This window comes from Pseudoruegeria sp. SK021 (assembly GCF_002119405.1).
Classification (GTDB): Bacteria; Pseudomonadota; Alphaproteobacteria; order Rhodobacterales; family Rhodobacteraceae; genus Meridianimarinicoccus.
In genome coordinates this window covers 25006-48082 of sequence record NZ_MTBG01000025.1, presented here as the reverse complement: position 1 = coordinate 48082, position 23077 = coordinate 25006, and the positions used below count along the sequence as shown (strand labels likewise).

22 protein-coding genes are annotated in these 23077 nt (G+C 60.4%); 12 read left to right on the top strand and 10 right to left on the bottom strand.

The annotated features are described in order from the left end of the window. Nucleotides 1-357: 357 nt before the first annotated feature. The 4 genes from BV911_RS14095 to BV911_RS14080 all read right to left on the bottom strand — a co-directional run bounded on the left by BV911_RS14095 (nucleotide 358) and on the right by BV911_RS14080 (nucleotide 3938). Nucleotides 358-1701 (bottom strand): ammonium transporter, encoded by a 1344-nt coding sequence (locus BV911_RS14095; RefSeq protein WP_086054264.1) that lies wholly within the window; start codon nucleotides 1699-1701, stop codon nucleotides 358-360. A gap of 33 nt (nucleotides 1702-1734) precedes the next feature. Continuing rightward, entirely contained in the window at nucleotides 1735-2073 is a 339-nt protein-coding gene (locus tag BV911_RS14090; protein ID WP_086054263.1) for a P-II family nitrogen regulator, read from the bottom strand. A 157-nt stretch (nucleotides 2074-2230) separates the two neighbouring features. Next, nucleotides 2231-3571 carry an ammonium transporter gene (locus BV911_RS14085; RefSeq protein ID WP_086054262.1) on the bottom strand — a complete coding sequence of 447 codons (1341 nt, stop codon included), beginning with the start codon at nucleotides 3569-3571 and terminating at the stop codon, nucleotides 2231-2233. 28 nt (nucleotides 3572-3599) lie between these two features. Further along, a complete protein-coding gene (locus tag BV911_RS14080; RefSeq protein ID WP_086054261.1) occupies nucleotides 3600-3938 on the bottom strand; it encodes a P-II family nitrogen regulator in 339 nt (112 codons plus the stop codon). Nucleotides 3939-4206: 268 nt separating this feature from the next. Between BV911_RS14080 and BV911_RS14075 the strand changes: the two genes are divergently transcribed. After that, complete coding sequence (locus BV911_RS14075) at nucleotides 4207-6498, top strand: transglycosylase domain-containing protein (RefSeq protein WP_086054260.1); 2292 nt, start codon at nucleotides 4207-4209, stop codon at nucleotides 6496-6498. A 70-nt stretch (nucleotides 6499-6568) separates the two neighbouring features. On the opposite strand, the gene BV911_RS14070 is transcribed toward BV911_RS14075, so the two are convergent. After that, nucleotides 6569-7165: a phospholipid-binding protein MlaC gene (locus BV911_RS14070; protein WP_240512256.1), complete on the bottom strand. Its 597-nt coding sequence runs from the start codon at nucleotides 7163-7165 to the stop codon at nucleotides 6569-6571. After that, complete coding sequence (locus BV911_RS14065; protein ID WP_240512255.1) at nucleotides 7158-7919, bottom strand: VacJ family lipoprotein; 762 nt, start codon at nucleotides 7917-7919, stop codon at nucleotides 7158-7160. The genes BV911_RS14070 and BV911_RS14065 overlap by 8 nt, the downstream gene beginning before the upstream one ends. 157 nt (nucleotides 7920-8076) lie before the next feature. On the opposite strand from BV911_RS14065, the gene BV911_RS14060 reads away from it, so the two are divergent. The 6 genes from BV911_RS14060 (at nucleotide 8077) to BV911_RS14035 (ending at nucleotide 14068) form a co-directional block, all read left to right on the top strand. Then, complete coding sequence (locus BV911_RS14060; protein WP_086054257.1) at nucleotides 8077-9807, top strand: type I secretion system permease/ATPase; 1731 nt, start codon at nucleotides 8077-8079, stop codon at nucleotides 9805-9807. A 29-nt stretch (nucleotides 9808-9836) separates the two neighbouring features. Continuing rightward, the gene (locus tag BV911_RS14055; protein ID WP_086054256.1) at nucleotides 9837-11168 is read left to right on the top strand and encodes an HlyD family type I secretion periplasmic adaptor subunit; all 1332 of its coding nucleotides are present in this window, start codon (nucleotides 9837-9839) and stop codon (nucleotides 11166-11168) included. Nucleotides 11169-11272: 104 nt separating this feature from the next. Further along, nucleotides 11273-11737, top strand: a complete 465-nt coding sequence (locus tag BV911_RS14050; RefSeq protein WP_086054255.1) for a RidA family protein — start codon at nucleotides 11273-11275, stop codon at nucleotides 11735-11737. Beyond that, nucleotides 11734-12552 (top strand): glycerophosphodiester phosphodiesterase family protein, encoded by an 819-nt coding sequence (locus BV911_RS14045; RefSeq protein ID WP_086054254.1) that lies wholly within the window; start codon nucleotides 11734-11736, stop codon nucleotides 12550-12552. The genes BV911_RS14050 and BV911_RS14045 overlap by 4 nt, the downstream gene beginning before the upstream one ends. A gap of 30 nt (nucleotides 12553-12582) precedes the next feature. Further along, nucleotides 12583-13773, top strand: coding sequence for a GNAT family N-acetyltransferase (locus BV911_RS14040; protein WP_086054270.1), 1191 nt, complete (start codon nucleotides 12583-12585; stop codon nucleotides 13771-13773). 13 nt (nucleotides 13774-13786) lie between these two features. Further along, nucleotides 13787-14068, top strand: coding sequence for a 4a-hydroxytetrahydrobiopterin dehydratase (locus BV911_RS14035; RefSeq protein ID WP_086054253.1), 282 nt, complete (start codon nucleotides 13787-13789; stop codon nucleotides 14066-14068). 48 nt (nucleotides 14069-14116) lie between these two features. Here BV911_RS14035 and BV911_RS14030 read toward each other — a convergent pair whose 3' ends face one another. Next, nucleotides 14117-14605 (bottom strand): peroxiredoxin, encoded by a 489-nt coding sequence (locus BV911_RS14030; RefSeq protein WP_086054252.1) that lies wholly within the window; start codon nucleotides 14603-14605, stop codon nucleotides 14117-14119. Between the two features lie 80 nt (nucleotides 14606-14685). Between BV911_RS14030 and BV911_RS14025 the strand changes: the two genes are divergently transcribed. The 4 genes from BV911_RS14025 to BV911_RS14010 all read left to right on the top strand — a co-directional run bounded on the left by BV911_RS14025 (nucleotide 14686) and on the right by BV911_RS14010 (nucleotide 18814). Then, nucleotides 14686-15900, top strand: coding sequence for an NAD(P)/FAD-dependent oxidoreductase (locus BV911_RS14025; protein WP_086054251.1), 1215 nt, complete (start codon nucleotides 14686-14688; stop codon nucleotides 15898-15900). A gap of 4 nt (nucleotides 15901-15904) precedes the next feature. Further along, nucleotides 15905-16477, top strand: coding sequence for a 16S rRNA (guanine(966)-N(2))-methyltransferase RsmD (gene rsmD, locus BV911_RS14020; RefSeq protein ID WP_086054250.1), 573 nt, complete (start codon nucleotides 15905-15907; stop codon nucleotides 16475-16477). 169 nt (nucleotides 16478-16646) lie between these two features. After that, entirely contained in the window at nucleotides 16647-16868 is a 222-nt protein-coding gene (locus BV911_RS14015; protein WP_086054249.1) for a hypothetical protein, read from the top strand. Nucleotides 16869-16918: 50 nt separating this feature from the next. Then, a complete protein-coding gene (locus BV911_RS14010; RefSeq protein WP_086054248.1) occupies nucleotides 16919-18814 on the top strand; it encodes a propionyl-CoA synthetase in 1896 nt (631 codons plus the stop codon). Here the strand turns inward: BV911_RS14010 and nagA are convergent. Both nagA and BV911_RS14000 read right to left on the bottom strand, forming a co-directional pair. Next, nucleotides 18799-19965: an N-acetylglucosamine-6-phosphate deacetylase gene (gene nagA, locus BV911_RS14005; RefSeq protein WP_086054247.1), complete on the bottom strand. Its 1167-nt coding sequence runs from the start codon at nucleotides 19963-19965 to the stop codon at nucleotides 18799-18801. The genes BV911_RS14010 and nagA overlap by 16 nt on opposite strands. Before the next feature lie 71 nt (nucleotides 19966-20036). After that, nucleotides 20037-21056, bottom strand: coding sequence for a ribose-phosphate pyrophosphokinase (locus BV911_RS14000; protein WP_086054246.1), 1020 nt, complete (start codon nucleotides 21054-21056; stop codon nucleotides 20037-20039). Between the two features lie 204 nt (nucleotides 21057-21260). On the opposite strand from BV911_RS14000, the gene BV911_RS13995 reads away from it, so the two are divergent. Further along, nucleotides 21261-22181: a manganese-dependent inorganic pyrophosphatase gene (locus BV911_RS13995; protein WP_086054245.1), complete on the top strand. Its 921-nt coding sequence runs from the start codon at nucleotides 21261-21263 to the stop codon at nucleotides 22179-22181. A gap of 49 nt (nucleotides 22182-22230) precedes the next feature. Here the strand turns inward: BV911_RS13995 and BV911_RS13990 are convergent, their stop codons facing one another. Beyond that, nucleotides 22231-22881, bottom strand: a complete 651-nt coding sequence (locus tag BV911_RS13990; RefSeq protein ID WP_139840094.1) for a hypothetical protein — start codon at nucleotides 22879-22881, stop codon at nucleotides 22231-22233. Nucleotides 22882-23077 lie beyond the last annotated feature (196 nt).

Below are 23077 nucleotides of genomic sequence, written 5' to 3'. Positions count from 1 at the left end.
TGGTCAGGAAAAACCCGAAACTGGCAACCGGCCGGACCTGTCTGGCTGAATCCAGAAAACGAATTCAGCGCCCCTGAAATCAGAGACGCCGCATGAAATCGGCGGACAACTAGTTTGACAAACACCGCTACAGCTCCCCCCCTAATTTGTTAATCTGTGTGTCCGCCGCCCTAATCCTTGATGATGTGGGGTGCGTTGTCGATGGCACAGGGCCGCCTCTCATAAATGTCGCGGTCTTCTCCTTTCACCGGGTTTGATCTTGGGCGCAAAACCAGATGCCTGCTGTTGATCCGACTTCATAAAAAAACCCGGGCCAATACAGGCCCGGGCAGTTAGATCAGCTGACTGGAAGGAAAATCAGCCTTTCGAAAACTCGGGGTAGGCCTCCATGCCCAGCTCGGCCATGTCCAGACCGTTGACTTCGTCTTCTTCCGACACGCGGATTCCGAAGATACCAGCCAAGATGGCCCAGACCGCAGCGGAGGCAACGATGGTGAAGCCACCGATGGCGAAGATGCCGTACAACTGGTTGCCAAGCGTCGCGTCTGCGTTGGTCCACACCACGATCAAGGTGCCCCAGATGCCACACACCAAGTGAACCGGGATGGCACCGACAACGTCGTCAATCTTCAGCTTGTCCAGCATCGGCACAACGAAGACCACCAGCGCGCCGCCAACGGCACCGATCAGCGTGGCTTGGCCGAGGGTCGGTGCAAGAGGTTCGGCTGTGATCGAGACCAGACCGGCCAGCGCGCCGTTCAGGACCATGGTCAGGTCGGGCTTGCTGTACAGAAGCTGGGTCAGAAGCAGCGCCGTAATCGCACCACCGGCCGCAGCGGCGTTGGTATTCGCGAAGATCCGGCTGATATCAGCGACATCGCCGATGGTTCCCATGGCAAGCTGCGAGGCGCCATTGAACCCGAACCAACCGAGCCACAGAATAAACGTTCCCAGCGTCGCCAAGGTCAGGTTGGAGCCCGGCATCGGGTGAACCCGGCCATCTTTATACTTGCCAATCCGCGGACCAAGGATCAGCGCGCCGGTCAAGGCAGCCCAGCCACCAACCGAATGCACGATCGACGAACCTGCGAAATCCGAGAAGCCTGCTTCGGACAGGAAGCCGCCGCCCCAAGACCAGCTGGCCTGCAACGGGTAGATGATCGAGGTCAGAATGACGGTGAAGATCAGGAAGGGCCACAGCTTGATGCGTTCTGCCACGGCACCAGAGACGATCGACGCGGTCGCGGCACAGAACATCAGCTGAAAGAAGAAGTCGGACCCGGTCGAGGCATAACCGTAGTCGTCTGCACCCGATGCATCGATTCCCACGGCTTCAAGCACGCCAACCGATGGGAACAGGCCCGAGAGAACGCCCTCGATTGCCCAATCGCCCAATGGGTACATCAGGTTGTAGCCAATCAGGTAGTAAAAGATCGACGCCAGCGAAAACAGGGCCACGTTCTTAGTGCACTGCATGGCCACGTTCTTGGACCGGACGAGCCCGGCTTCGAGCATGGCAAAACCACAGGCCATGAAGAACACCAAGAAGCCACCGATCAGAAAGAGCAGCGAGTTCAGGATGAAGACGACGTCAGTCGGCACCGCAACGGGGACCGCCACTTCTGCCGCGTCCTGGGCAACGGCAAGCACGGGTAGAACCGCCATTGCCACCGAACCCAGTAGAATCTTGTGAATTTTCATAAGGTCTTACCTTCTTGTTCGATCGTTAAGGGCTTACAGGGCGTCGTCGTTGGTTTCGCCGGTACGGACACGGACCGCGCTGGCAACATCGAGCACGAAAATCTTTCCGTCGCCGATCTTGTCAGTTTTCGCGGTTCTCTGGATGGTTTCGACAACCTGATCCGCCATGGCGGCGCTGACGACGATTTCCAATTTAACCTTGGGCACGAAGTTCACTGCGTATTCTGCGCCCCGGTAAATTTCGGTGTGTCCCGACTGCGATCCGAACCCTTTGATCTCGGTCACCATCATGCCGCGCACGCCAATGGCGGTCAGTGCTTCACGCACTTCCTCAAGCTTGAACGGTTTTATCGCTGCTATGATCAGCTTCAATTTTCAGTTCCTTTCATGTGACGGAAGCGGCTCCATCGGTCAGAAAACGGTCAGTCCAGAGAGTTGCACCCCCTTCAACAACAGACCTCGTAGGTGGCAGGTGGCATCGGCGTGTTCGGCGCCACCTGTCGATGTGTGGATGATGGGACAAGCCCGATCAGTGGTTGTAAGCGCTCTCTCCGTGTGACGTGAGATCAAGGCCTTCCCGTTCGGCTTCCGGATTGACCCGAAGGCCGATGGTCAGATCGACCAATTTATACAGGACGAACGACGCGACCCCGCACCAGACTATCGTAATCCCCACAGCTTGGGCTTGGATTAGGGTCTGGCCGGCGATGGAGTAGTCGGCATCACCGACGCCTCCGAAAATTGGGGCGGTGAAGATGCCGGTTCCGATTGCACCAACGATGCCGCCAACCCCGTGGATCCCGAACACATCAAGGCTGTCGTCGTACCCGAACTTGTGCTTCACGACGTCCACGAAGAAATAGCAGATGCTGGATGAAATCGCGCCCAAAGCGATGGCGCCCACCGGACCGATGGTGCCTGCAGCGGGTGTGACCGCCACAAGCCCGGCCACCATGCCCGACGCAGCGCCCAGCATCGAAGATTTGCCGCGGGTCTGACTTTCGATCAGAGACCAAGCAAGGATTGCGCCCGCCGTTGCTGTGAACGTGTTGATCATCGCCAGCGCCGCGCCACCATTGGCTTCAAGGTTTGAGCCCGCGTTGAAGCCGAACCAGCCCACCCAGAGGATACCTGCCCCGACAAGGGTCAACGTCATGGAATGGGGCGCCATGTTGGTTTGGCCATAGCCCACGCGTTTGCCGACAAGAATGGCCCCGATCAGTGCCGCGATCCCGGCATTGATATGCACCACTGTGCCACCTGCGAAGTCGAGGGCCCCCATGTTGAAGATCAGGCCGGCGCTATCCCACACCATATGGGCGATTGGGAAATAGACGACCGTCACCCAGAGCACAACAAACACCAGTAACGCCGAGAACTTGATCCGTTCGGCAAATGCGCCGACGATCAGGGCTGGCGTGATGGCGGCAAAGGTCATCTGGAAGGCGATGAAGACATATTCCGGCAGGACCACCCCCTCAGTGAAGGTGCCGACCATACTGTCCATGGTCACCCCCGCCAGAAACATCTTGCTCAACCCGCCCCAGTAAGGGCCGGTGCCGCCGCCAAAAGCCATCGAGTAGCCATAGGCAACCCAGACAACCATGACGAGCGCGGTGATGACCGTACAGTGCATCAGCACCGACAACATGTTTTTCGAGCGGACCAAGCCACCATAGAACAGGGCCAGACCCGGAAGGATCATGAACAAAACCAACAGCGTCGAGACCAGCATCCAAGCGACATCGCCCTTGTCCATGGTCGGCACGACCTCCACGAGGTCGACCACGGCCTCTTGGGCAGCAACCGGCAGGGCTGCCAAACTGGCTAGGATGCTCACAAATCCGAATAATTTCGCGATATTCGTCATCTTTCCCTCAATCTGCCCGAAGTTCGGGTTAAAGCGCGTCCGCGTCGATTTCGCCGGTGCGCACCCGCACAGCCTGAGCGACATCCAGAACGAAAATCTTCCCATCACCGATCTTGCCGGTCTTTGCAGCGGTCTGGATGGCTTGAACGACGGGCTCCGCCATCGCAGAGCTGACGACGATTTCCAGCTTCGCTTTCGGGACAAAATTGACGGCGTATTCCGCGCCGCGGTATATCTCGGTGTGCCCCGACTGTGTTCCGAACCCCTTGATCTCGGTAACCATCATGCCGCGAACGCCGATGGCGGACAGCGCTTCGCGGACCTCCTCCAGCTTATATGGCTTGATTGCTGCAATGATCAGTTTCACGCTTTGGTGCCCTTTTCTCATACGCAGGTTGCTGACCTGCAGATGCTTACAGGGGTCACTAGCCGTGGTTGATGTGCGGACCACAAGGAAACGGGTCTCAAAAAAGTGGCAGTTTTGGGGGATAGTTGCGTATTTTTTGCACAAATAAGACGTTAAGCGTAAAATTTAGGCAACAATGAATCGTCCAACAACGCGTCGCGGCTCTACATCTTCCTTGAAAACAGGTACACGAGGTGGCAGACGCATACCCCGCAAAGAGGGCAGCCCGATGAGCAGACCACCCCAATCCAAGCGACCTTTGGTTGCCGAAAAGCGCTATGCCAAACCACAGGCCAGCGCCGCCAAACCGGCGCGCGCCACTGCCAAAGTGGCTGCCGCGCCGACCACCAAGCGACCGCGAAAGCCTTCTTCTGCAACGCAGAAACGACAGAAAGGCGGCAGGTCGCGGGGCGGATCCGGGGGCGGCTCAGGCGGACTGTTCGGCATCGTCGGGCGCCTTGTCCGCTGGATTATGCGCAAGATCTGGGCCGTGACTTGGCGGATCGGACTGGTGAGCGGCGCCATCGTGGGCGGCGCCGTGATGATTCTCTACAGCGATTTGCCCGATGCCTCGGAACTGGTCGATCAGCGGGCGCGTGGATCGGTCACAATGATGGACCGTTACGGCGACGTCTTCGCGTGGCGCGGCGACCAGTTTGGCGGCGTGATCACGACGGACACGGTATCGCCGAACCTGAAGAACGCGATCATCGCCACTGAGGACCGTCGGTTCTATAGCCATTTCGGGGTCAGCCCACGCGGCGTGCTCGGCGCCATTGCAATCAACCTGCGCGAAGGCCGTGGTGCATTGGAAGGTCACGGAGGCTCGACGATCACGCAGCAGACCGCGAAGCTTCTGTGTGTCGGCACGCCCTATGATCCAAGCAGCGGTATTTCAGAATCCGACTACGAAGCCGAATGCCGTCGTGGCTCCATCAGCCGTAAGGTCCATGAAGCGCTGTACGCGCTGGCCATGGAAGTCCGCTATACCAAGGACGAAATTCTGACGATCTATATGAACCGCGCCTATCTTGGGGCGGGGACGCGAGGCTTTGAAGCCGCCAGCCAGCGCTATTTCGGCAAATCCGCGGCCGAGGTCGATCCGGCTGAAGCCGCGATGCTAGCAGGTCTTCTGGTGGCGCCGTCGCGCTATGCACCGACGACGGATCTGGAACGATCCCGTGACCGCGCCGAGACCATCATCGGCCTGATGCAAGAGCAAGACTTCCTGACCTTCGCGGAAGCCGAACGCGCCCGTGGTAATCCTGCCGAACTGTCCGAAGCCGCCGAGGCGCGCGCAGGGGGCTATTTCGCCGACTGGATCATGAGCACCGCGCCGTCGTTCCTCGCCGGGGACACCACCGAGGATGTGCTGATCAGCACAACCTTCGACAAGCGCATTCAACGCGCTGCCGAAGCCGGTCTGGAAACCGTGTTCGACAACAAGATCAAGGCCGGATCGAAAGCACAGGCCGCCATCGTGGTCATGGGGGCCGACGGCGCCATTCGCGCCATGGTCGGCGGCCGGAAGACCAAGGTCGCCGGATCGTTCAACCGCGCCACACAAGCCCTGCGCCAAACCGGATCCGCCTTCAAACCCTTCATCTATGCCACGGCTCTGGAATTGGGCTATGGCCCGAATGACATGGTCAACGATGCCCCTTTGACGATCAATGTTCCCGGCTCAGGCCCTTGGACACCGCAGAACTATACCCGCAGGTTCGAAGGACAGGTCACCCTGACCAAAGCCTTGGAGCAAAGTCTGAACATCCCGGCCGTCAAAGTGTCCGAGTCGGTGGGGCGTGAAAACGTCCGCCGCGTGGCACGCGATTTCGGCATTCGCAACAGTGTGGACTCCGGCCCGGCCCTCGCTCTTGGCACCTCAGAGGCGACGCTGCTGGAAATGACGGCGGCTTATGCCGGCATCCTGAACGGCGGCAGCAGTGTCACGCCCTATGGGCTGACAGACCTGCGCCTGATCGGCGATAACGAGTCCCTGATTGACCAAGATGGGGGCATTGGCGAACGGGTGATTTCCGAACAAGCGGCACGGGAACTGGTCTGGATGATGTATCAGGTGGTCGAACACGGCACCGGCACCCGGGCCCGGCTGGACGGACGGGAAGTGGCCGGCAAAACCGGCACGACCTCAGCGGCCCGTGATGCGTGGTTCATCGGCTTCACGGCCGATTATGTCACCGGGGTGTGGATGGGATATGACGACAACACCCCCCTGACCGGCACCACCGGCGCGGGACTTCCGGCTGAAATCTGGCACGAAACCATGGCCCGGGTGCAGGATGGTCTGCCCGCCAAGCCGCTTCCGATGACCCCGCCAGTAGCACCGATGCGCGAGATGGCAGACACGCCCTCGGACAATGGCGGTGGCACCACCGCATCTAACGGCACAACCCGAAACGCCGCCCCGACGCAACAAACCGGCAATGGGTCGGGCAGCCCACTGGATCTGGCGGAACGGGTTCTAAACGACGTTCTGGGGCTTTTCCGAAAATCGAACTAACAAAAAAAGCCCGCCGCCGCTTGCATCCACAGGACAGCAAGCAGCGGCGGGCCTATTGCGCGGTTGCGCCTTAAAGGGTTTTCAGCTTCGCGGTCAATTGCGGGATGCTACCGCCGACGCTATCCAGCAACGCACCGATCTCTGTGCGCTCAGTGATCAGCATATCGACCCCTTCGATCACCACATTGATGAAGGCTGCGCGGCCACTGCGGTCTGAGACCTGAAAATTCACCGCAAACGGCGCTTGGCCGCGCAAATCGGCGGTCGCCGCGACCACGACCAAGGACTTCTGAGTCTTGGCCCCTTTGACGATAATTTTGCCCCCAACGAATTCTTGGAAGCGCCGGCCGTATTTCCGGGCAATGTAACCCGCATACGCGTTGGTATAGGCTTTCAGATCGGCCGCACTGGCCGATCGCGCCGCGGCGCCGAGCGAAAAGCGTGCGATGGTCGGCACATCTGCGTATTTCTCGAAGATCTTCTCGAACTCGGCATAAAGCGCGGTGGTCGACTTACCGGAATTGATCGTGGTCGTGATGTCTTGCACCAGACTTGTGACCAGCGCCTCTGCCTGACTGTCAGACAGTGCCATCGCCGCCGAGGGAAGAAGGGTGAGTGTCGTCAGGCCGGCAAGAATGCTGCGGCGTGAGAGTTGGGTATCATTCACTGTAAAGGTCCTCATAGGGATCAATATAGGTATCGCCGCCGTCATCGCCCAGTTCATAGCGGCGATTTTGCAGATAAATCAGCCGGGCCTGCGCATAACTGTCTGCACTTTCATAAAGTAACGCATCGACCGTATCCGAGAAATCGTAACGGTAACTGGCGTTTTCGCCCACCCAAGCCGCTGCCGTCGCATAGGATTCCGGCGGCACCAGCACCAGAGACACTGGATTCAGGACATAATCCACAACGTCGCCGGCGAAATCTCGCTGAGTCGATGGCCCGAACACCGGCACCGCAACATACGCGCCCTCGCCTGCGCCCCAAACGTGCAACGTCTCGCCGAAATCGGTCTTGCGACGCTCTAACCCGAAGGATGTGGCCGGATCGAACAAGCCCAGAACCCCAAGGGTGGAGTTCAGCATAAAGCGGAAGGTATTATGCACCGAATTATCGATACGTCCCTGAAGGACGTTATTGATAACCTGTCCGGGCAGTTCCAGATTATAAGAAAAATTGGTCACTTTATCGCGGACAGGTCCTGGGACAACAGTTCCGTACACGGCCGAGGCTGGACGAAATACGACCGTATCCAGCCCCTTGTTGAGACCATGGATCGACCGGTTGACCGGCTCATACGGATCGTTGAATTCAGCCCCTTCGGGACTGGTTGTTGCACAGGCACCCAGCGCCAGAACCGCCACCGCAAGGATCGCTGTCAGGCGATACGGATGCTGCAAATTTGAACCAATGGACAAAGGACGATCAACCTCTTGTTCGTATCTTTCGACACATAGTATATAGCGGCGCTGTGAACAGCGATGATCCATCCGCTGTGTAAATAGTAAACTCGCCGACGGCGATTCCTGACTGTCTCGCATGGCGGTCGAGAGTCGCTTTACAGGAGATTGACCGATGCAGCCACCCGAATCACGCGGCAGCGCCGAGTTGCGCGAAGCGCGGGCCGAAAGCAGGCCTCTGTTTTGGATGGTCGGAATTTTCAGCGTTTTCGTCAATATTCTGATGCTGACCGGACCGATCTTCATGCTGCAGGTCTATGATCGCGTGCTTGGCAGCAGGTCCGAAGCGACACTGGTCGCACTGACGGCCCTCGTGGCCTATCTCTATCTGATGATGGGCGTTCTGGACTATGTCCGGGGCCGGGTTTTGGCCCGGATTGGTGCCCGCTTTCAGGCAAAAATGGACAAGCGGGTTTTCTCCGCTGCCATCGAAGATGCCGCCCGCAATGACCGCGGTGCAGCTGCCGCCGGCGTCCGCGATCTTGAGACCGTGCAGCGGTTTCTCTCATCACCCGTGCTGAGTTCGCTCTTCGACTTACCGTTCACCCCGATTTTTCTGGCCGGAATTTTCATCTTCCACCCCTACCTTGGCTATCTCGCAATTTTCGGTGGCGTCATTTTGGTCGGCATCACCTTTCTAAATCAAACCCGGACACGGCGTCCGGTCTTGGAATCCATGGTGGCTGCCGCCGAAGCCGACCGGATGTCCGAGCGCCTTAAGGCTGAGGCCGACATGGTTCAGAGCCTCGGGATGCGCGGTGCTGCCTATTCACGCTGGAACACCTTGCGCCGACGGTCACTGACCCTGTCCATCGGCGCCAGCGACGCGCAAGGCTCGTTTACGGTTGCGACAAAAACCTTCCGGTTATTCCTGCAATCCGCAATGCTCGCCCTTGGCGCGTATTTGGTGCTGCAAAATCAAATGACAGCCGGAGCAATGATTGCCGGATCCATTCTGATGGGGCGGGCGCTTGCGCCGATTGAAATGGTCGTCGGCCAGTGGTCCCTTGTGCAAGGGGCCGGTAAATCCTGGCACAATCTCGGCATGTTGCTGTCCGAAATCCCACCGTCCCGACCGCGAACAGAACTGCCGAAACCTCGCGCTATCCTCGACGTTCATCAGGCGACGGTTTTGCCGCCCGGTCAGCAACAAGCCACCCTACGCCTGATCACCTTTCGGCTGGAACCCGGACAAGCGATCGGCGTGATTGGGCCAAGCGGCGCCGGAAAATCGACGCTCGCCAAGGCCCTGACGGGGGTTTGGCGCGCAGCGGGCGGCAAAATTCGGCTCGACGGTGCCAGCATCGACCAATACGATCCGGATACGCTCGGACGGCACATTGGCTATCTGCCACAACAGGTGCAACTGTTCGACGGCACCATTGCCGAAAACATCGCCCGACTGGATCCCAATGCCAAAGACGCAGATGTGGTGGCCGCGGCACAGAAAGCCGCCGCGCATGAAATGATCCTCCGCCTGCCAGAGGGCTACGACACCCGGATCACGATGCAAGGCGGACGTCTGTCCGGAGGACAAATTCAACGCATAGGCCTCGCCCGCGCCCTGTACAGCGACCCGGTGATCCTTGTGCTTGATGAGCCCAATTCAAATCTCGACAATGAGGGGTCGCAAGCCCTGAACCTCGCGATCCGGACCATGAAAAACGACGGCAAAGCTGTTTTGATTATGGCCCACCGACCCGCCGCCATTCAGGAATGCGACTTGCTTCTTGTTTTGGATGCCGGGACCACCAAAGCCTTTGGGCCCCGCGACGAGGTTCTATCGAAAATGGTCAGGAACGCTGGCGAGATTAAAGCTGCCACAGCCCCCGGGGGCGTGTCATGAAACCGCCCGCATCCTCCGGCACCAAGATAATGGCGGCTGTGCCGTCCGCGCCCGAACCGACCGGGTCAGACGTTTGGTCCGCACGAAAGCCTCTGACCATCGGGGTCTTGGCATTGGTCCTTTTGGTTGGCGGCTTCGGCGGCTGGGCAATATTTTCACAACTGTCCGGCGCCATCGTGTCCAGCGGTCAGATCGAGGTCGATCAGAACAGACAAGTCGTTCAGCACTTGGATGGCGGCATTGTTGCCACGATCCTTGTTGACGAAGGCGATGTCGTCGAAACCGGCGCCATCCTGATCCAGTTGGACGGCTCCGTAATGCGCTCAGATCTGTCGATCATCGAAGGGCAGCTTTATGAACTCATGGCCCGGATCGGCCGTCTAGAGGCCGAACGGGATGATGCCGAGACCATCGCGTTCGACGCCGAATTGCTGACCATCGCAGATCAGCAACCGTCAGTGGCGAAGCTGGTGCAGGGACAGCAACGGCTGTTCGAGGCTCGCAAAAATTCGCTGGACCGCGAGATTGAGCAATTGGCAAAACGGCGCGGGCAGATCGAAAACCAAATCGACGGCATCCGCGCCCAGCAGTCTTCGCAAGATATTCAGTTGACCCTCATTCGGGAAGAATTGGCCGACAAGCAGATCTTGATGGGCAATGGTCTCGTCCCCAAGGCGCAAGTGCTCGCGCTACAACGCGAAGAGGCCAGCCTGAGTGGCACGCTGGGCGAATTGAAAGCCTCGGAGGCGGAAGGCGAAGGCCGGATCACGGAACTGGAAATCGAAATTATCAAGCTGGAAACCAGCCGCCAAGAAGACGCCATCACGCAATTGCGGGACATTCAGTACCGCGAGTATGAGTTGGTTGAACAACGCAAAGCGTTGAAGGAAAAGATCGCGCGACTGGACATCCGGGCGCCGGTGTCAGGCATTGTCTACGGCTTGCAGGTCTTTGCCCCCCGCTCCGTCATTCGTGCGGCCGATCCCGTGCTTTACCTGATCCCACAAAACCGGCCGCTGGTCATCGCCACCCAAATCGAACCGATCCATATCGACGAGGTCTATCCCGGCCAGAAGGTGATGATGCGGTTTTCTGCCCTCGACGCGCGAACCACCCCGGAATTGGAAGGCGTGGTCTCCAAGGTCTCGGCCGATGCGTTCAGTGACGAAAACCGCGGGACAAGCTTCTACCGGGCGGAAATCGTCCTGAAAGAGGGTGAATTCGAAAAACTGCCCGATGGGGTCACGCTGTTGCCCGGCATGCCGGTCGAAGCGTATATTCGGACTACGGATCGATCCCCCATGGCCTATCTTCTGAAGCCTCTGAGTGATTATTTTGTAAAGGCATTTCGCGAAAGTTAGGGCCGGTACGGCGGGAAGCGGCGACCTGCCGCCCTCTTTTGCCCTTCTCGCGCCTTTGCCCGACAGGTAGGCTGGGCGCGAAACCCGAACGGAGTCTTTATCAAATGTCGCACCAGATCACAGACCGCCTTGCCGCCCTTGGCCTAAGCTTGCCCGCGGCCCCGGCCCCAGCGGCAAACTACGTACCATTCGTGGTCGCCGGCGATCTGGTCCACATTTCCGGTCAGATCCCGGCTTCTGCCGACGGGCTGATTCTGGGGAAATTGGGCGACACTTTGGATGTGGCCGCCGGTGCTGAGGCCGCTAAATATTGCGCCCTGAGCTTGCTGGCCCAGCTGCGCGAAGCCTGCGGCGGCGATCTGGATCGGCTTGTGCGGGTGGTCAAGCTTGGCGGCTTTGTCAATTCGACCCCTGACTTCACCGATCAACCCAAGGTCATCAACGGCGCCTCAGATCTGCTGGTCGAGGTTCTGGGCGATGCTGGGCGGCACGCCCGGTCAGCGGTCAGCGTGCCGTCGCTGCCCTTCGGCGTCGCAGTCGAAATCGACGGGATCTTCCAAATCAAATGATCCAATCCCCCGCTTTGGATCAGATTTTTCTGGCCCGGCCCCTTGCCCATCGCGGCTATCACGATGCCGCAGCGGCGCGTCCTGAAAATTCAGCCGCGGCGATGACCGCGGCTGTGCGGGCCGGATATGGGATTGAATTGGATGTCCAGCTCTCGTCCGACGGGGGCGCTATGGTCTTTCATGATGCGGATCTCAACCGGATGACGACAGCCACTGGTCCGGTCCGGGATCGCAGCAAAGACGCGCTCAATCGCATCACTCTGACCCAAAGTAATGAGCCGATCCCGGCCCTGACCGACATCTTGCAGTTGGTCGCCGGGCGCACGCCAATCCTGATCGAGCTGAAAGACCAAACCGCCGATGGTGGCCATGGCGGGCCGTCTGACAATCTTGCCTTGGCGCAAGCCGTGGCTCAAGATCTGGCTGGTTACGACGGGCCGGCAGCGGTTATGTCATTCAACCCCGACATCGTAATCCTGTTGGCGCAACTTCTTCCGGATCGTGCGCGCGGGTTGACCACAGACAGCTATCGTCCAGAGCAACGGCCCGCAGATCACAGTCCGGCAGACTGGGCTGCTCTGCGTGACATGGCCGGGTTGGCCCCCAGCGGCGCCACGTTTATCAGCCACTCTGCCGCCGACCTAGCCCGACCGCGGGTTCAAGCGCTCCGCACGCAAGGGATGCCCGTCCTTTGCTGGACCATCCGAAGCCGCGAGGCCGAAGCCGCGGCCCGCCGTTTGGCCGACAACATCACCTTCGAAGGCTACCCGGCACCGCGTCCGAACCTTGACCCTATCAAGAAGAGCCCCACCTAATCGTGAGTATGTGTACGGGGATTGGTGCTGATGCCAGAGTCTGAAATCGAAATCTCCATTCATCGATCCCTCACCGCGATACCGGAAGCCGACTGGACCGCCTGCGCATGCCCCGAAACCGTCAATGGCGGTCGACCGATTGACCCCTTTACCACCTATCGATTCCTGAAAGCCCTAGAAGATAGCGGTTCGGTTGGTCCCGGCACCGGCTGGGCCCCCCGCTATCTGGTGGCGCAGATGGATGGGTCCATCATCGCTGTCGCCTCACTTTACGCCAAAAGCCACAGTCAGGGTGAATACATCTTCGACCACAATTGGGCCCAAGCCTATGACAACGCAGGCGGCAATTATTACCCAAAGCTACAGATCGCGGTGCCCTTTACCCCGGCAACCGGCCGACGGTTTCTGACCCGGGAAGGCTTTGAAGAGACCGGCACGGCCGCGTTGGTGCAAGGGGCCGTTCAGTTGGCATCCGCGAATGGCCTGTCATCGCTTCACGTGACATTTTGCACTGAGGCCGAGGCCGAAAGCGGGGCCGCCCTCGGCTTGCTGCCCCGGATCAGCCAGCAATTCCACTGGCAGAACCATGCCTATGCCGATTTCGATGCCTTTCTGGCCAGCCTTTCGGCCCGCAAACGCAAGAACATCCGCAAGGAACGCGCCACCGCCCAAGCTTTTGGCGGCGACATCCGGGTGCTGACAGGCGATCAGATCGAACCGGGCCATTGGGAGGCGTTCTGGGAGTTTTACCAAGATACGGGTGCACGGAAATGGGGCACCCCCTATCTCACTCGCGCCTTCTTTGACATTGCGCATCACACTTTGCGCGACGACCTGCTGCTGGTTCTGGCCTATCGAGATGGGCGTCCCATAGCTGGCGCATTGAATTTCATCGGTCTGGCCACGCTTTACGGACGCTATTGGGGGGCCGTTGAAGACCATGCCTGTCTGCATTTCGAACTCTGCTATTATCAAGCCATCGACTATGCCATCGCCCATCACCTGACCCGGGTTGAAGCGGGGGCACAAGGGGCGCACAAGTTGGCACGCGGCTATCTGCCGGTGCCCACCCATTCGCTGCATTGGATCCGGGACGCGGGGTTTGCAAATGCCGTCGCCCGGTATCTCGACGCTGAAACCGCCGCTGTGGGCGAAGAAATAGACATTCTGACCGCTTATGGTCCGTTCCGACGCTGCGATCCGGACACCGATCCCACATAAAGGAGTACCGCATATGCCCGAGAAACTGCGCGACCGAAGCCTACTTGAGCCCGCCTTTGCCACCGGCTGGGTCATAGCTGACGACCGGGACGCCATCACAAAAACCTTCACATTCCGAAACTTCGTCGATGCGTTCGGTTGGATGACACGCGCCGCGATCAGTGCCGAAAAGATGAACCACCACCCGGAATGGAGCAATGTTTACAAGACAGTGACCGTGACATTGACCAGCCATGATGTCGGCGGGATTAGTGACCGAGATGTTACGCTGGCCGCTTTAATGGACGCGCTTTAGCGCGGAATGAGGCGCGCCCGTTCGCCGGGCGCGCCTCAAGGCAGTGGTTCAGAGCAATTCCAGCAGGGCTTCACCGGCGGACACATCACAGACGCCCGGGCTGGCTTCGATGTTGAACGCCGTCACCACGCCATCGTCGACAATCATGGCATAGCGCTTGGACCGATCGATCAGACCGGCTTCCGGGGCAGAAAACGCCATCCCGATCGCCTTGGTAAACGTCGAATCGCCGTCAGCCAAAAGGGTGATCCCGGCATCGGTCGCGCCGGTCGTCTGTCCCCAAAGGTCCATGACGTGAATATCATTGACCGAAATGCAGATAATCTCGTCCACGCCCTTGGCGCGGAACGCATCGATCGTCCGGACAAAGCTGGGCATATGCGCGGAATCGCAAGTCGGAGTGAACGCCCCCGGCACAGCAAAGATCACCGCTTTGCGCCCCGCCAGACGATCGGCCAACGCGATGGCTTCAAGCCCGTCTGGGCCTTTGCGATGCAGCGTCGCCGCTGGCAGTTTGGTTCCAACATCCAGGGTCATTAAGAAAGTCCTTCCGGTTTGCCTCGTTCCGCTTCGCGATATAGGACCAGAGCGAAGTAGGCAAAAGGCGGGATGCCCGGATGAGCAAAATTATTGTGATCGGTGCGGGTCAGGCAGGCGCCTCTCTGGTGGCCAAGCTGCGTGCGCTTGGCCATGACGGCCCCGTGACCCTGATTGGCGAGGAACCGATCCCGCCCTATCAGCGCCCGCCCCTGTCCAAGGCCTATCTGCTGGGCGAAATGACGCGCGAGCGGCTCTACCTGCGCCCGAAACAGTTTTACGCCGACCAAGCGATTGATCTGCGCCTTGGCGAAACCGTGCAGGCCATCGATCCGGTGGCGCAGACGGTCACGCTTGGGTCCGAAACCCTGTCCTATGATCAGCTTGCCTTGACCACCGGTTCGTCGCCGCGCCGCTTGCCTGCTGCGATTGGCGGGAATTTGGACGGGGTCCACACCGTGCGGACGCTTGCCGACGTGGATCGCATGGGCCCGCAGTTGACATCGGGGGCCCGGGTGTTGATCGTCGGCGGGGGCTATATCGGGCTGGAAGCTGCCGCCGTCGCGCGCAAATGCGGCGCCGAGGTGACGCTGGTGGAAATGGCCGACCGCATCCTGCAACGGGTGGCCGCCCCGGAAACCTCCGATTACTTCCGCACGCTGCACCGGTCCCATGGCGTTGACCTGCGCGAGGGCATCGGACTGCACCGCCTGACGGGAACCGACAGCGGCGCGGTGAGCGGCGCAGACCTGACCGATGGGACATTTCTGCCGGTGGATATGGTGATCGTCGGGGTCGGGATCACCCCTGCAACGGAACTGGCCGCGCAGGCCGGGCTCGCCATGGATAACGGCATTCTGGTCGATGCCTTCGGGCGGACCTCTGACCCGTTAGTTTGGGCGGCTGGGGACTGCACGGCATTTCCGTATCGGGACCAACGTATGCGGCTTGAAAGTGTGCAGAACGCCATTGATCAGGCCGAAGCCGTGGCTGCAAACATGCTGGGCGCAGCGGCCCCCTATCTGCCGCAGCCGTGGTTCTGGTCAGATCAGTACGACATCAAACTTCAGATCGCCGGTCTGAACACCGGTTACGACCGGGTGATCGTGCGCCAAGGCGAGGCGCCCGGCGCGGTATCGCACTGGTATTACTGCGGTCCCACCCTGCTGGCCGTTGATGCCATGTCCGACCCGCGTGCCTTCATGGTTGCCAAGCGGTTGCTGGCCGCAGGCACCTCACCCGACCCATCCTTGATCGCCGATCCCAAAACGGCGCTCAAGGCACTGTTGGGTTAGGGCGGTGCGGATCATCGCAGGCCGGTTTCGCGGGCGGGCACTGGCCGCTGTCGGCAAGGGCGACGCGGCGGCACATCTTCGCCCGACCACCGACCGGGTGCGGGAAAGCCTGTTCAACGTGTTGGCCGGCGGCAGCTTTGGCGACCCGCTGACCGGGGCAATCGTGCTGGATCTGTTTGCCGGCACCGGCGCGCTAGGGCTTGAGGCTTTGTCTCGCGGCGCGGCCCAGGTCCGCCTGGTCGATAGCGGGCGCAAGGCACAGAGCTTGATTGCCGAGAACATCCGCCTGATCGGTGCTGCCCCCGATGCCAGCCTGTTGCGCCGCGACGCCACAAAGCTGGGCCCCTGCCCGGACGCACCCGCCACGCTGATCTTTCTTGACCCGCCTTATGGGTTGGGACTGGGCGAGCGCGCGCTGGCCGCGGCGCAAGCCGGGGGGTGGATTGCGCCAGAGGCCCTGATCGTCTGGGAGGAGGCCGCGCCCATGGCTGCCACCCCCGGACTAGAGGTGTTGGACCGGCGACGCTATGGCGACACGCATATCACCTTTTTGGCAGGCCCATCGCAAGCGACCTGACCGCCCAACTGTGCGGTCATTTTTCTGCCAATCGTGAGTTTCGCGTTGCCTTGCGGTGGACAGAGATCCCACACTACGGCGACGATGATCAGGTTCGTGGGGGCGCGGTCTGTCGCCAGACGGACGTGCAGGTCATCAATACTGAGGTGCCGAAGGGGAGACGACATAAATGACAGACAAACCAAGCGATACGCTCGCCAATACCGTGTGCGACCTGCTGGCCGAGCAATCGACGCATGTGGCAATGATACAGAAACTGGCGACCGAACACGTCACTCAGATGGCCTGCATGACACTCGCACAGATGCTGTCCCTGCAGTGCACGATGCGTCAGATCATGATCACGCCGCCATTGACGATCCAAGGCCTCGGATCAAAACGGGAAACCTGAGACGATCCGCAGGCGCCAGTGGCCATGGGGGCCGCAAGAGGGAGGACAGGATGAACAATTATGCACAGGTCTATGCGGCCTCGATGCGCGATCCCGAGGCCTTCTGGCTTGCGGCAGCCGAGACCGTCGATTGGATCGTTCCGCCCACCCGGGCGCTGGATGACAGCGCGGCGCCGCTTTATCGATGGTATCCCGATGCCACCGCCAACACCTGCTGGAACGCAGTTGACCGGCACGTGACAGCCGGTCGCGGCGATCAACTGGCGATCATTCATGACAGCCCCATCACCGGATCGACCCAGAAGATCACCTATGCCGACCTGTTGACCCGGGTCGCCACCTTGGCAGGGGCATTACGGGATCGCGGCATCGTCAAAGGCGACCGGGTGCTGATCTATATGCCCATGGTGCCAGAAGCCCTGGTCGCCATGCTGGCCTGCGCCCGTCTTGGGGCTATTCACTCGGTGGTGTTCGGCGGCTTCGCGGCCCATGAATTGGCCGTCCGCATCGACGACGCCACGCCAAAATGCATTTTGACCGCGTCCTGCGGAATTGAGCCGGGTCGGGTCATCCCCTACAAACCGCTGTTGGACGGGGCCATCGCCCAAGCCCGCCACAAACCGGAATTTACAGTCATTTGGCAACGTCCGCAGCACCCGGCCCAATTGACCGACGGTCAGGATTTGGACTGGTTCGGGTTTCAAGCAGGCGCGACCCCGGCGGAATGCGTCGCCGTGGCGGCCACCGATCCCCTCTATATCCTCTATACCTCGGGTACGACGGGTCAGCCCAAGGGGGTCATCCGGCCAACCGGTGGCCATATGGTATCGCTGCTTTGGACCATGAAAAATATCTATCAGGCCGGGGTGGGCGATGTGTTCTGGGCCGCCTCGGATGTCGGCTGGGTCGTGGGCCACAGCTATATCTGTTACGGCCCCCTGCTGGCAGGCTGCACCACGGTGGTGTTTGAAGGCAAACCCGTGGGCACCCCCGATGCGGGCGCATATTGGCGGGTCATTCAGGATCACAAGGTCAAAGCCTTGTTCACAGCCCCGACCGCGCTTCGGGCAATCCGCCGCGTGGACCCCACCGGGCTTGAGATCAGCAAATACGACCTGTCCAGCATGGACACACTGTATCTGGCCGGTGAACGGGCCGATCCCGACACCATCCAATGGGCGCAGATGCAGCTTGAAAAGCCGGTGATCGATCATTGGTGGCAGACCGAAACCGGCTATGCCATCGCGGCCAATCCCCTGGGCATTGAATCTCTGCCGGTCAAATTGGGCTCTCCGACCGTGGCCATGCCGGGATACCGGGTCGAGATTCTGGACGAGGGCGGCCACTCGGTCGGGCCGGATACACTTGGCGCCATCGCGATCAAACTGCCGCTGCCGCCGGGAACCTTGCCGGGGCTATGGAATGCCGACGCGCGGTTCCAAAAAAGCTATCTCGCTCATTTCCCCGGCTATTATGAAACCGGAGACGCCGGAAAGATCGATGCGGATGGCTATATTTATGTGATGTCGCGCACGGATGACGTGATCAATGTCGCGGGCCACCGCCTGTCCACGGGGGCGATGGAAGAGGTGCTGACCCGCCATCCCGACGTCGCGGAATGTGCCGTGATCGGCATTGGCGACCGGCTGAAAGGCCAATGTCCGCTTGGGCTGCTATGCCTGAATTTCGGAGTAACCCGCCCAGAGGCCGAGATTGAAGCGGAATGCATTGCGCTGGTGCGGCAGGAGATCGGGCCGGTCGCGGCGTTCAAGCATTGCCTTGTGGTCCAGCGGTTGCCGAAGACCCGCTCGGGCAAGGTGCTGCGCGCGACCATGGCCGCGATAGCGGACGGAAAGCCGTGGAAGATGCCCGCAACGATCGACGATCCGGCCGTTCTGGATGAAATTGGCGAGAAAATCGCCGGGCGCGGTCAACCCAACGACTGAGCCGGATCACCGGCCACAGGCAACGGGCGCCGGGCCAGATCCGGACCCAGCCAGACCAGCACGGCCGGTGATCCGGGGCATAACCGGCCAAAACCGAAGCTTTGGCGCAACAGGGCGGCGGGGGCGCCCGTCGCCATCCGAATGGCCTGCACAACCGAGACTCCGACGTCCTGCACCATGACCTGAACCGCGCGCAGCATCTCAAGGTCCGCTCCGGCAAGGGTGCCGTCTTCCAGCGTCAACCGGCCATCGGCCCGCAGGATACGGCGACCGTTTAGGGTGAATTCCGTCAGATCGCTGCCAGTGACCGCCATGGCATCGCTGACCAGAAAGACCTCACCGGGGGCCTGCTTGGCGCGCAGGGCCAACCTGATCGAGGCGGGATCAACATGAATGCCGTCGGCAATCAGTCCTGCGGACACCGCTGGTGCGTTCAGCGTTGCCCCGACCAGTCCCGGCTTCCGCCCTGAAAATTGGCTCATGGCGTTGAACAGATGGGTGGCACAGCGCGCCCCGGCGGCGAACGCCGCATCGGCGTCGCCCGCAGAGGCATCGCTGTGACCCAGTGAGACGATCACACCGGCATCGGCCAAGGCGGCGATCTGGTCCGGGCGCACCGCTTCGGGCGCGACCGTCACCATCAGGTTCGGCAAGGCTGCCGCTGCGGCCAGAAGCACCGCCAGATCCGCATCCTCCATCGGCCGGATCAGTTGCGGATCATGGGCCCCTTTGCGCGCCACCGACAGATGCGGCCCCTCCAGATGCAATCCGATGATGCCCGACACGCCCTCGGCCACCGCATCAACCACCGCTTGAATTGCGGCCGTCGTTACCGCGGGCGTATCGGTGATCAGGGTCGGTAGGATCGCCGCGGTGCCGGTGGCACGATGCGCCCGCGCCATCCGGATCAACGTGTCCAGCGTCGGCGCGCTGTTGAACATCACACCGTCGCCGCCGTTGACCTGACAATCAACAAAACCGGGGACCAGAATGCCCCCGTCCAATATGACGCGAGCGGCATCGGATGGCACCATCGCTGGGACGACGATGTCCAGCACCTGACCGTTGCGCACCAAGAGGGCGCGATCCGGGTGCAGGTCCAGACCATCGTGGACAGCGGCACCGCAATAGGCGGTCACGGCATGGGTCATCCCAGCATCGTCCTTCTACTCAGGCCTGCCGGATGACGCCGGCAGACCAATTTGCACCGCCCGTCAGCCGCTTAGGCCCGAGGATACAGACCTTCATAAATCGGCCCCAACGTTTCAGTGCTGAACAACGACGACACCGACGTTCCGTTCCAGATGTTCAGGATCGCTTGCGCAAAGATCGGCGCGGTCGGCACGATGCGGATATTCGGCGCCGCCTTGACGGCCTCTGAGGCCTCAATCGTGTCGGTAATCACCAGGCTTTTCATTTTCGAATTGGTGATCCGCCCAACCGCCGGGCCCGATAGAACCCCATGGGTGATATAGGAATGCACCTCGTTCGCACCGGCTTCGATCAGCACTTCTGCCGCCTTGCACAGCGTGCCGGCCGTGTCGCACAGGTCATCCACGATGATACAGGTCTTGCCAGTCACATCGCCGATCACGGTCATCTCGGCCACTTCGCCCGCCTTTTCGCGGCGCTTGTCGACGATGGACAAGGGGCAGCCGATCCGCTGGGCCAATTCCCGCGCCCGGGCCACGCCGCCGACATCAGGGGACACGATCATCAAATCGGCCATCTGACCTTTGAACTGGTGCTCAATATCCAGCGCGAACACCGGCGAGGCATAAAGGTTGTCCACCGGGATATCGAAGAAGCCCTGAATCTGCGCCGCATGCAGATCCATGGTCAGCACCCGCTCGATTCCCGCCTCGGTCAGCAGGTTCGCCACCAGTTTGGCCGAAATCGGCGTCCGCGCCTTGGTGCGCCGGTCTTGCCGCGCATAGCCAAAATAGGGGATGACGGCCGTGATGCGCCCGGCGCTGGACCGGCGCAGGGCATCGGTCATGATCATCAGTTCCATCAGGTTGTCGTTGGCCGGGTTTGAGGTCGGCTGAATGATGAACATGTCTTCGCCACGGATGTTCTCAAACACCTCAACAAAGATTTCCTGATCGTTGAACCGCTCGACGCGCGCGTTCACCAGACCGACGTTCATTCCCCGGTGCATGGACATTCGCCGGGCAACCGCCTTTGCGAGGGTCCTGTTGGCATTCCCAGAAATCAACTTGGGTTCAACGGGTGCGGGCATGGGCAGCGTCCTTCGGAGATGACAGAATCGAGCAAACCGTTAACACCCACACCGTCATAACGCCAATGCGGCATCTCAACTGTGGCAAATTGGCCATCCTTCCGGCGGCAATCCTGCGGCGAAACACCCCTGACCTCCCCCCGTAGACAGATGCACCCCCCAGAGACTATATACCCGGCGACCAAACCCAATTGGACAGGTATCATGACGATCAAGGTTTTCGGCCACCTGGCCCCCGACACCGACAGCACCGGCTCGCCGCTTATCTGGGCGTGGTATCTGTCCGAAATCAAAGGCACCGCGGCCGAAGCCAAGCTGCTGGGTGAACCCAACACCGAGGCTCTGTTTGTTCTCGACCGTTGGTCGCTGACCAAGCCCGAGATCATTTCGACCGTCGCAGCAGGCGAGCAAATTGTCATTGTCGACACCAACAACCCGGCAGAATTGCCCGAGGGCATCAATGACGCCGACATTCTCGCGATCATTGACCACCACAAGCTGTTCGGCGGCATTGAAACCAAAGGTCCGATCGACATCACCATTCGGCCGGTTGCCTGCACCGCCACGATCATGTTTGACCTGATGGGCGACGATGCGGCGAAAATGCCCGAAGGCATCAAAGGCGCGATGTTGTCCTGCATCCTGTCCGACACCTTGGAATTTCGGTCGCCGACCACCACGGACCGTGACCGCGAAGTCGTCGCCCTTTTGGCCGATGATCTGGGCGTGAACGTCACCGACTACGCGAATGAAATGTTCGCCGCCAAGTCTGACGTCTCGGCTTTTTCCGACGCTGAACTGATCCGAATGGACAGCAAAAAGTTCGAAGTCGGTGGAAAGTCTTTCCGCGTTTCGGTTCTGGAAACCACCGCTCCGAACATCCCGCTCGACCGCAAGGCCAGCCTGATGGAGACGATGACCACCGTGGCGACCGAAGACGGCGTCGATGAGGTGCTGCTGTTTGTTGTCGATATCCTGAAGGAAGAAGCAACCCTTCTGGTCCCCAACGACGTGGTCAAAACTGTGGCCGAGAAAAGCTTTGGCGCGACAGTGACCGGCGATACCGTTGTTCTGCCCGGCATTATGAGCCGTAAGAAGCAGATCATCCCCAATCTGACACTTTAAGACATCAACCCAGCTTTCCGGGGCGTTCCGTGCGCCCTGGGAGGCTGGATCACGACCCCAAGCCACTCAACAGCACCAGTCCCGGGATTGGCGCCACGGCCAACAAGATCGTGCCAACAAATGGCACAGGCGCAAAAATCCGGCTGGCACCCGCAGCGAAAGCCAATCCTCCGCCGCCGCCCAGCAATGAATTTCCCGGCAGATTCAACAAGATCGCCAGCGCGATATATCGGTGGCGCAGAACGAAGGGCACCACCCGTTTCGGCAGGCGCGCCTTGAGAAACGCGGTGCGCTGGTCATAGTCCCGCGCCGCGCAGCCAAGAACCAGCCCCGCAGCCCGATCGAGGCCCAGCCACGACAGCCCCCGCGCGATCCGATGGCTCGGCACAAAGCGGCCGCAAAGATAGGCCAGCACCAACGCCCCCACCATACACATATAAACCAGTGGTGCCGCCCGCGCGCCAAAGATCATGATCATGCCCAAGCCAATCTCGGCCCCCGGCACAAATGGCAGCGCGGACGCGATCACGTAAACGATCAGCACCCCGATCATCGCGGTTTGCATGTGAGGGCGTGCAAGCGCTGCGGCCTCGGTCGACCACCAGTGCTTTAAAACCAGCGACAGGGCGAAGCCAGCGGCAATCAGGGCGAGATAAATCAGGACCAGCAGCACGATCCGCGACGACTTCATGGGATGCATGGTTCCTTCCGTGGGGCCCGTCCCGCATCAAAGCGCGCGCCACCATCTTGGCACCTGCCACCGGGCCGCGCAACACCTACCGTCGGCCCGACCATTCCCGCTACAGCAGGGTGCATGCCCTCTAAATCCGTCAAATCCGTCGCGTGCCCGCAACACCCGGCCAGCACAGGGACGCAGGGAAAAACGGCTGTAGACA

Coding starts and splice junctions, on each gene's coding strand:
- BV911_RS14010 (WP_086054248.1), top strand. CDS start 16,919: ATGAACAATTATGCACAGGTCTATGCGGCCTCGATGCGCGATCCCGAG.
- BV911_RS14085 (WP_086054262.1), bottom strand. CDS start 3,571: ATGACGAATATCGCGAAATTATTCGGATTTGTGAGCATCCTAGCCAGT.
- nagA (WP_086054247.1), bottom strand. CDS start 19,965: ATGACCCATGCCGTGACCGCCTATTGCGGTGCCGCTGTCCACGATGGT.
- BV911_RS14050 (WP_086054255.1), top strand. CDS start 11,273: ATGTCGCACCAGATCACAGACCGCCTTGCCGCCCTTGGCCTAAGCTTG.
- BV911_RS14095 (WP_086054264.1), bottom strand. CDS start 1,701: ATGAAAATTCACAAGATTCTACTGGGTTCGGTGGCAATGGCGGTTCTA.
- BV911_RS14055 (WP_086054256.1), top strand. CDS start 9,837: ATGGCGGCTGTGCCGTCCGCGCCCGAACCGACCGGGTCAGACGTTTGG.
- BV911_RS14025 (WP_086054251.1), top strand. CDS start 14,686: ATGAGCAAAATTATTGTGATCGGTGCGGGTCAGGCAGGCGCCTCTCTG.
- BV911_RS14040 (WP_086054270.1), top strand. CDS start 12,583: ATGCCAGAGTCTGAAATCGAAATCTCCATTCATCGATCCCTCACCGCG.
- BV911_RS14045 (WP_086054254.1), top strand. CDS start 11,734: ATGATCCAATCCCCCGCTTTGGATCAGATTTTTCTGGCCCGGCCCCTT.
- BV911_RS14030 (WP_086054252.1), bottom strand. CDS start 14,605: ATGACCCTGGATGTTGGAACCAAACTGCCAGCGGCGACGCTGCATCGC.
- BV911_RS14075 (WP_086054260.1), top strand. CDS start 4,207: ATGAGCAGACCACCCCAATCCAAGCGACCTTTGGTTGCCGAAAAGCGC.
- BV911_RS14015 (WP_086054249.1), top strand. CDS start 16,647: ATGACAGACAAACCAAGCGATACGCTCGCCAATACCGTGTGCGACCTG.
- BV911_RS13995 (WP_086054245.1), top strand. CDS start 21,261: ATGACGATCAAGGTTTTCGGCCACCTGGCCCCCGACACCGACAGCACC.
- BV911_RS14060 (WP_086054257.1), top strand. CDS start 8,077: ATGCAGCCACCCGAATCACGCGGCAGCGCCGAGTTGCGCGAAGCGCGG.
- BV911_RS13990 (WP_139840094.1), bottom strand. CDS start 22,881: ATGCATCCCATGAAGTCGTCGCGGATCGTGCTGCTGGTCCTGATTTAT.
- BV911_RS14035 (WP_086054253.1), top strand. CDS start 13,787: ATGCCCGAGAAACTGCGCGACCGAAGCCTACTTGAGCCCGCCTTTGCC.
- BV911_RS14000 (WP_086054246.1), bottom strand. CDS start 21,056: ATGCCCGCACCCGTTGAACCCAAGTTGATTTCTGGGAATGCCAACAGG.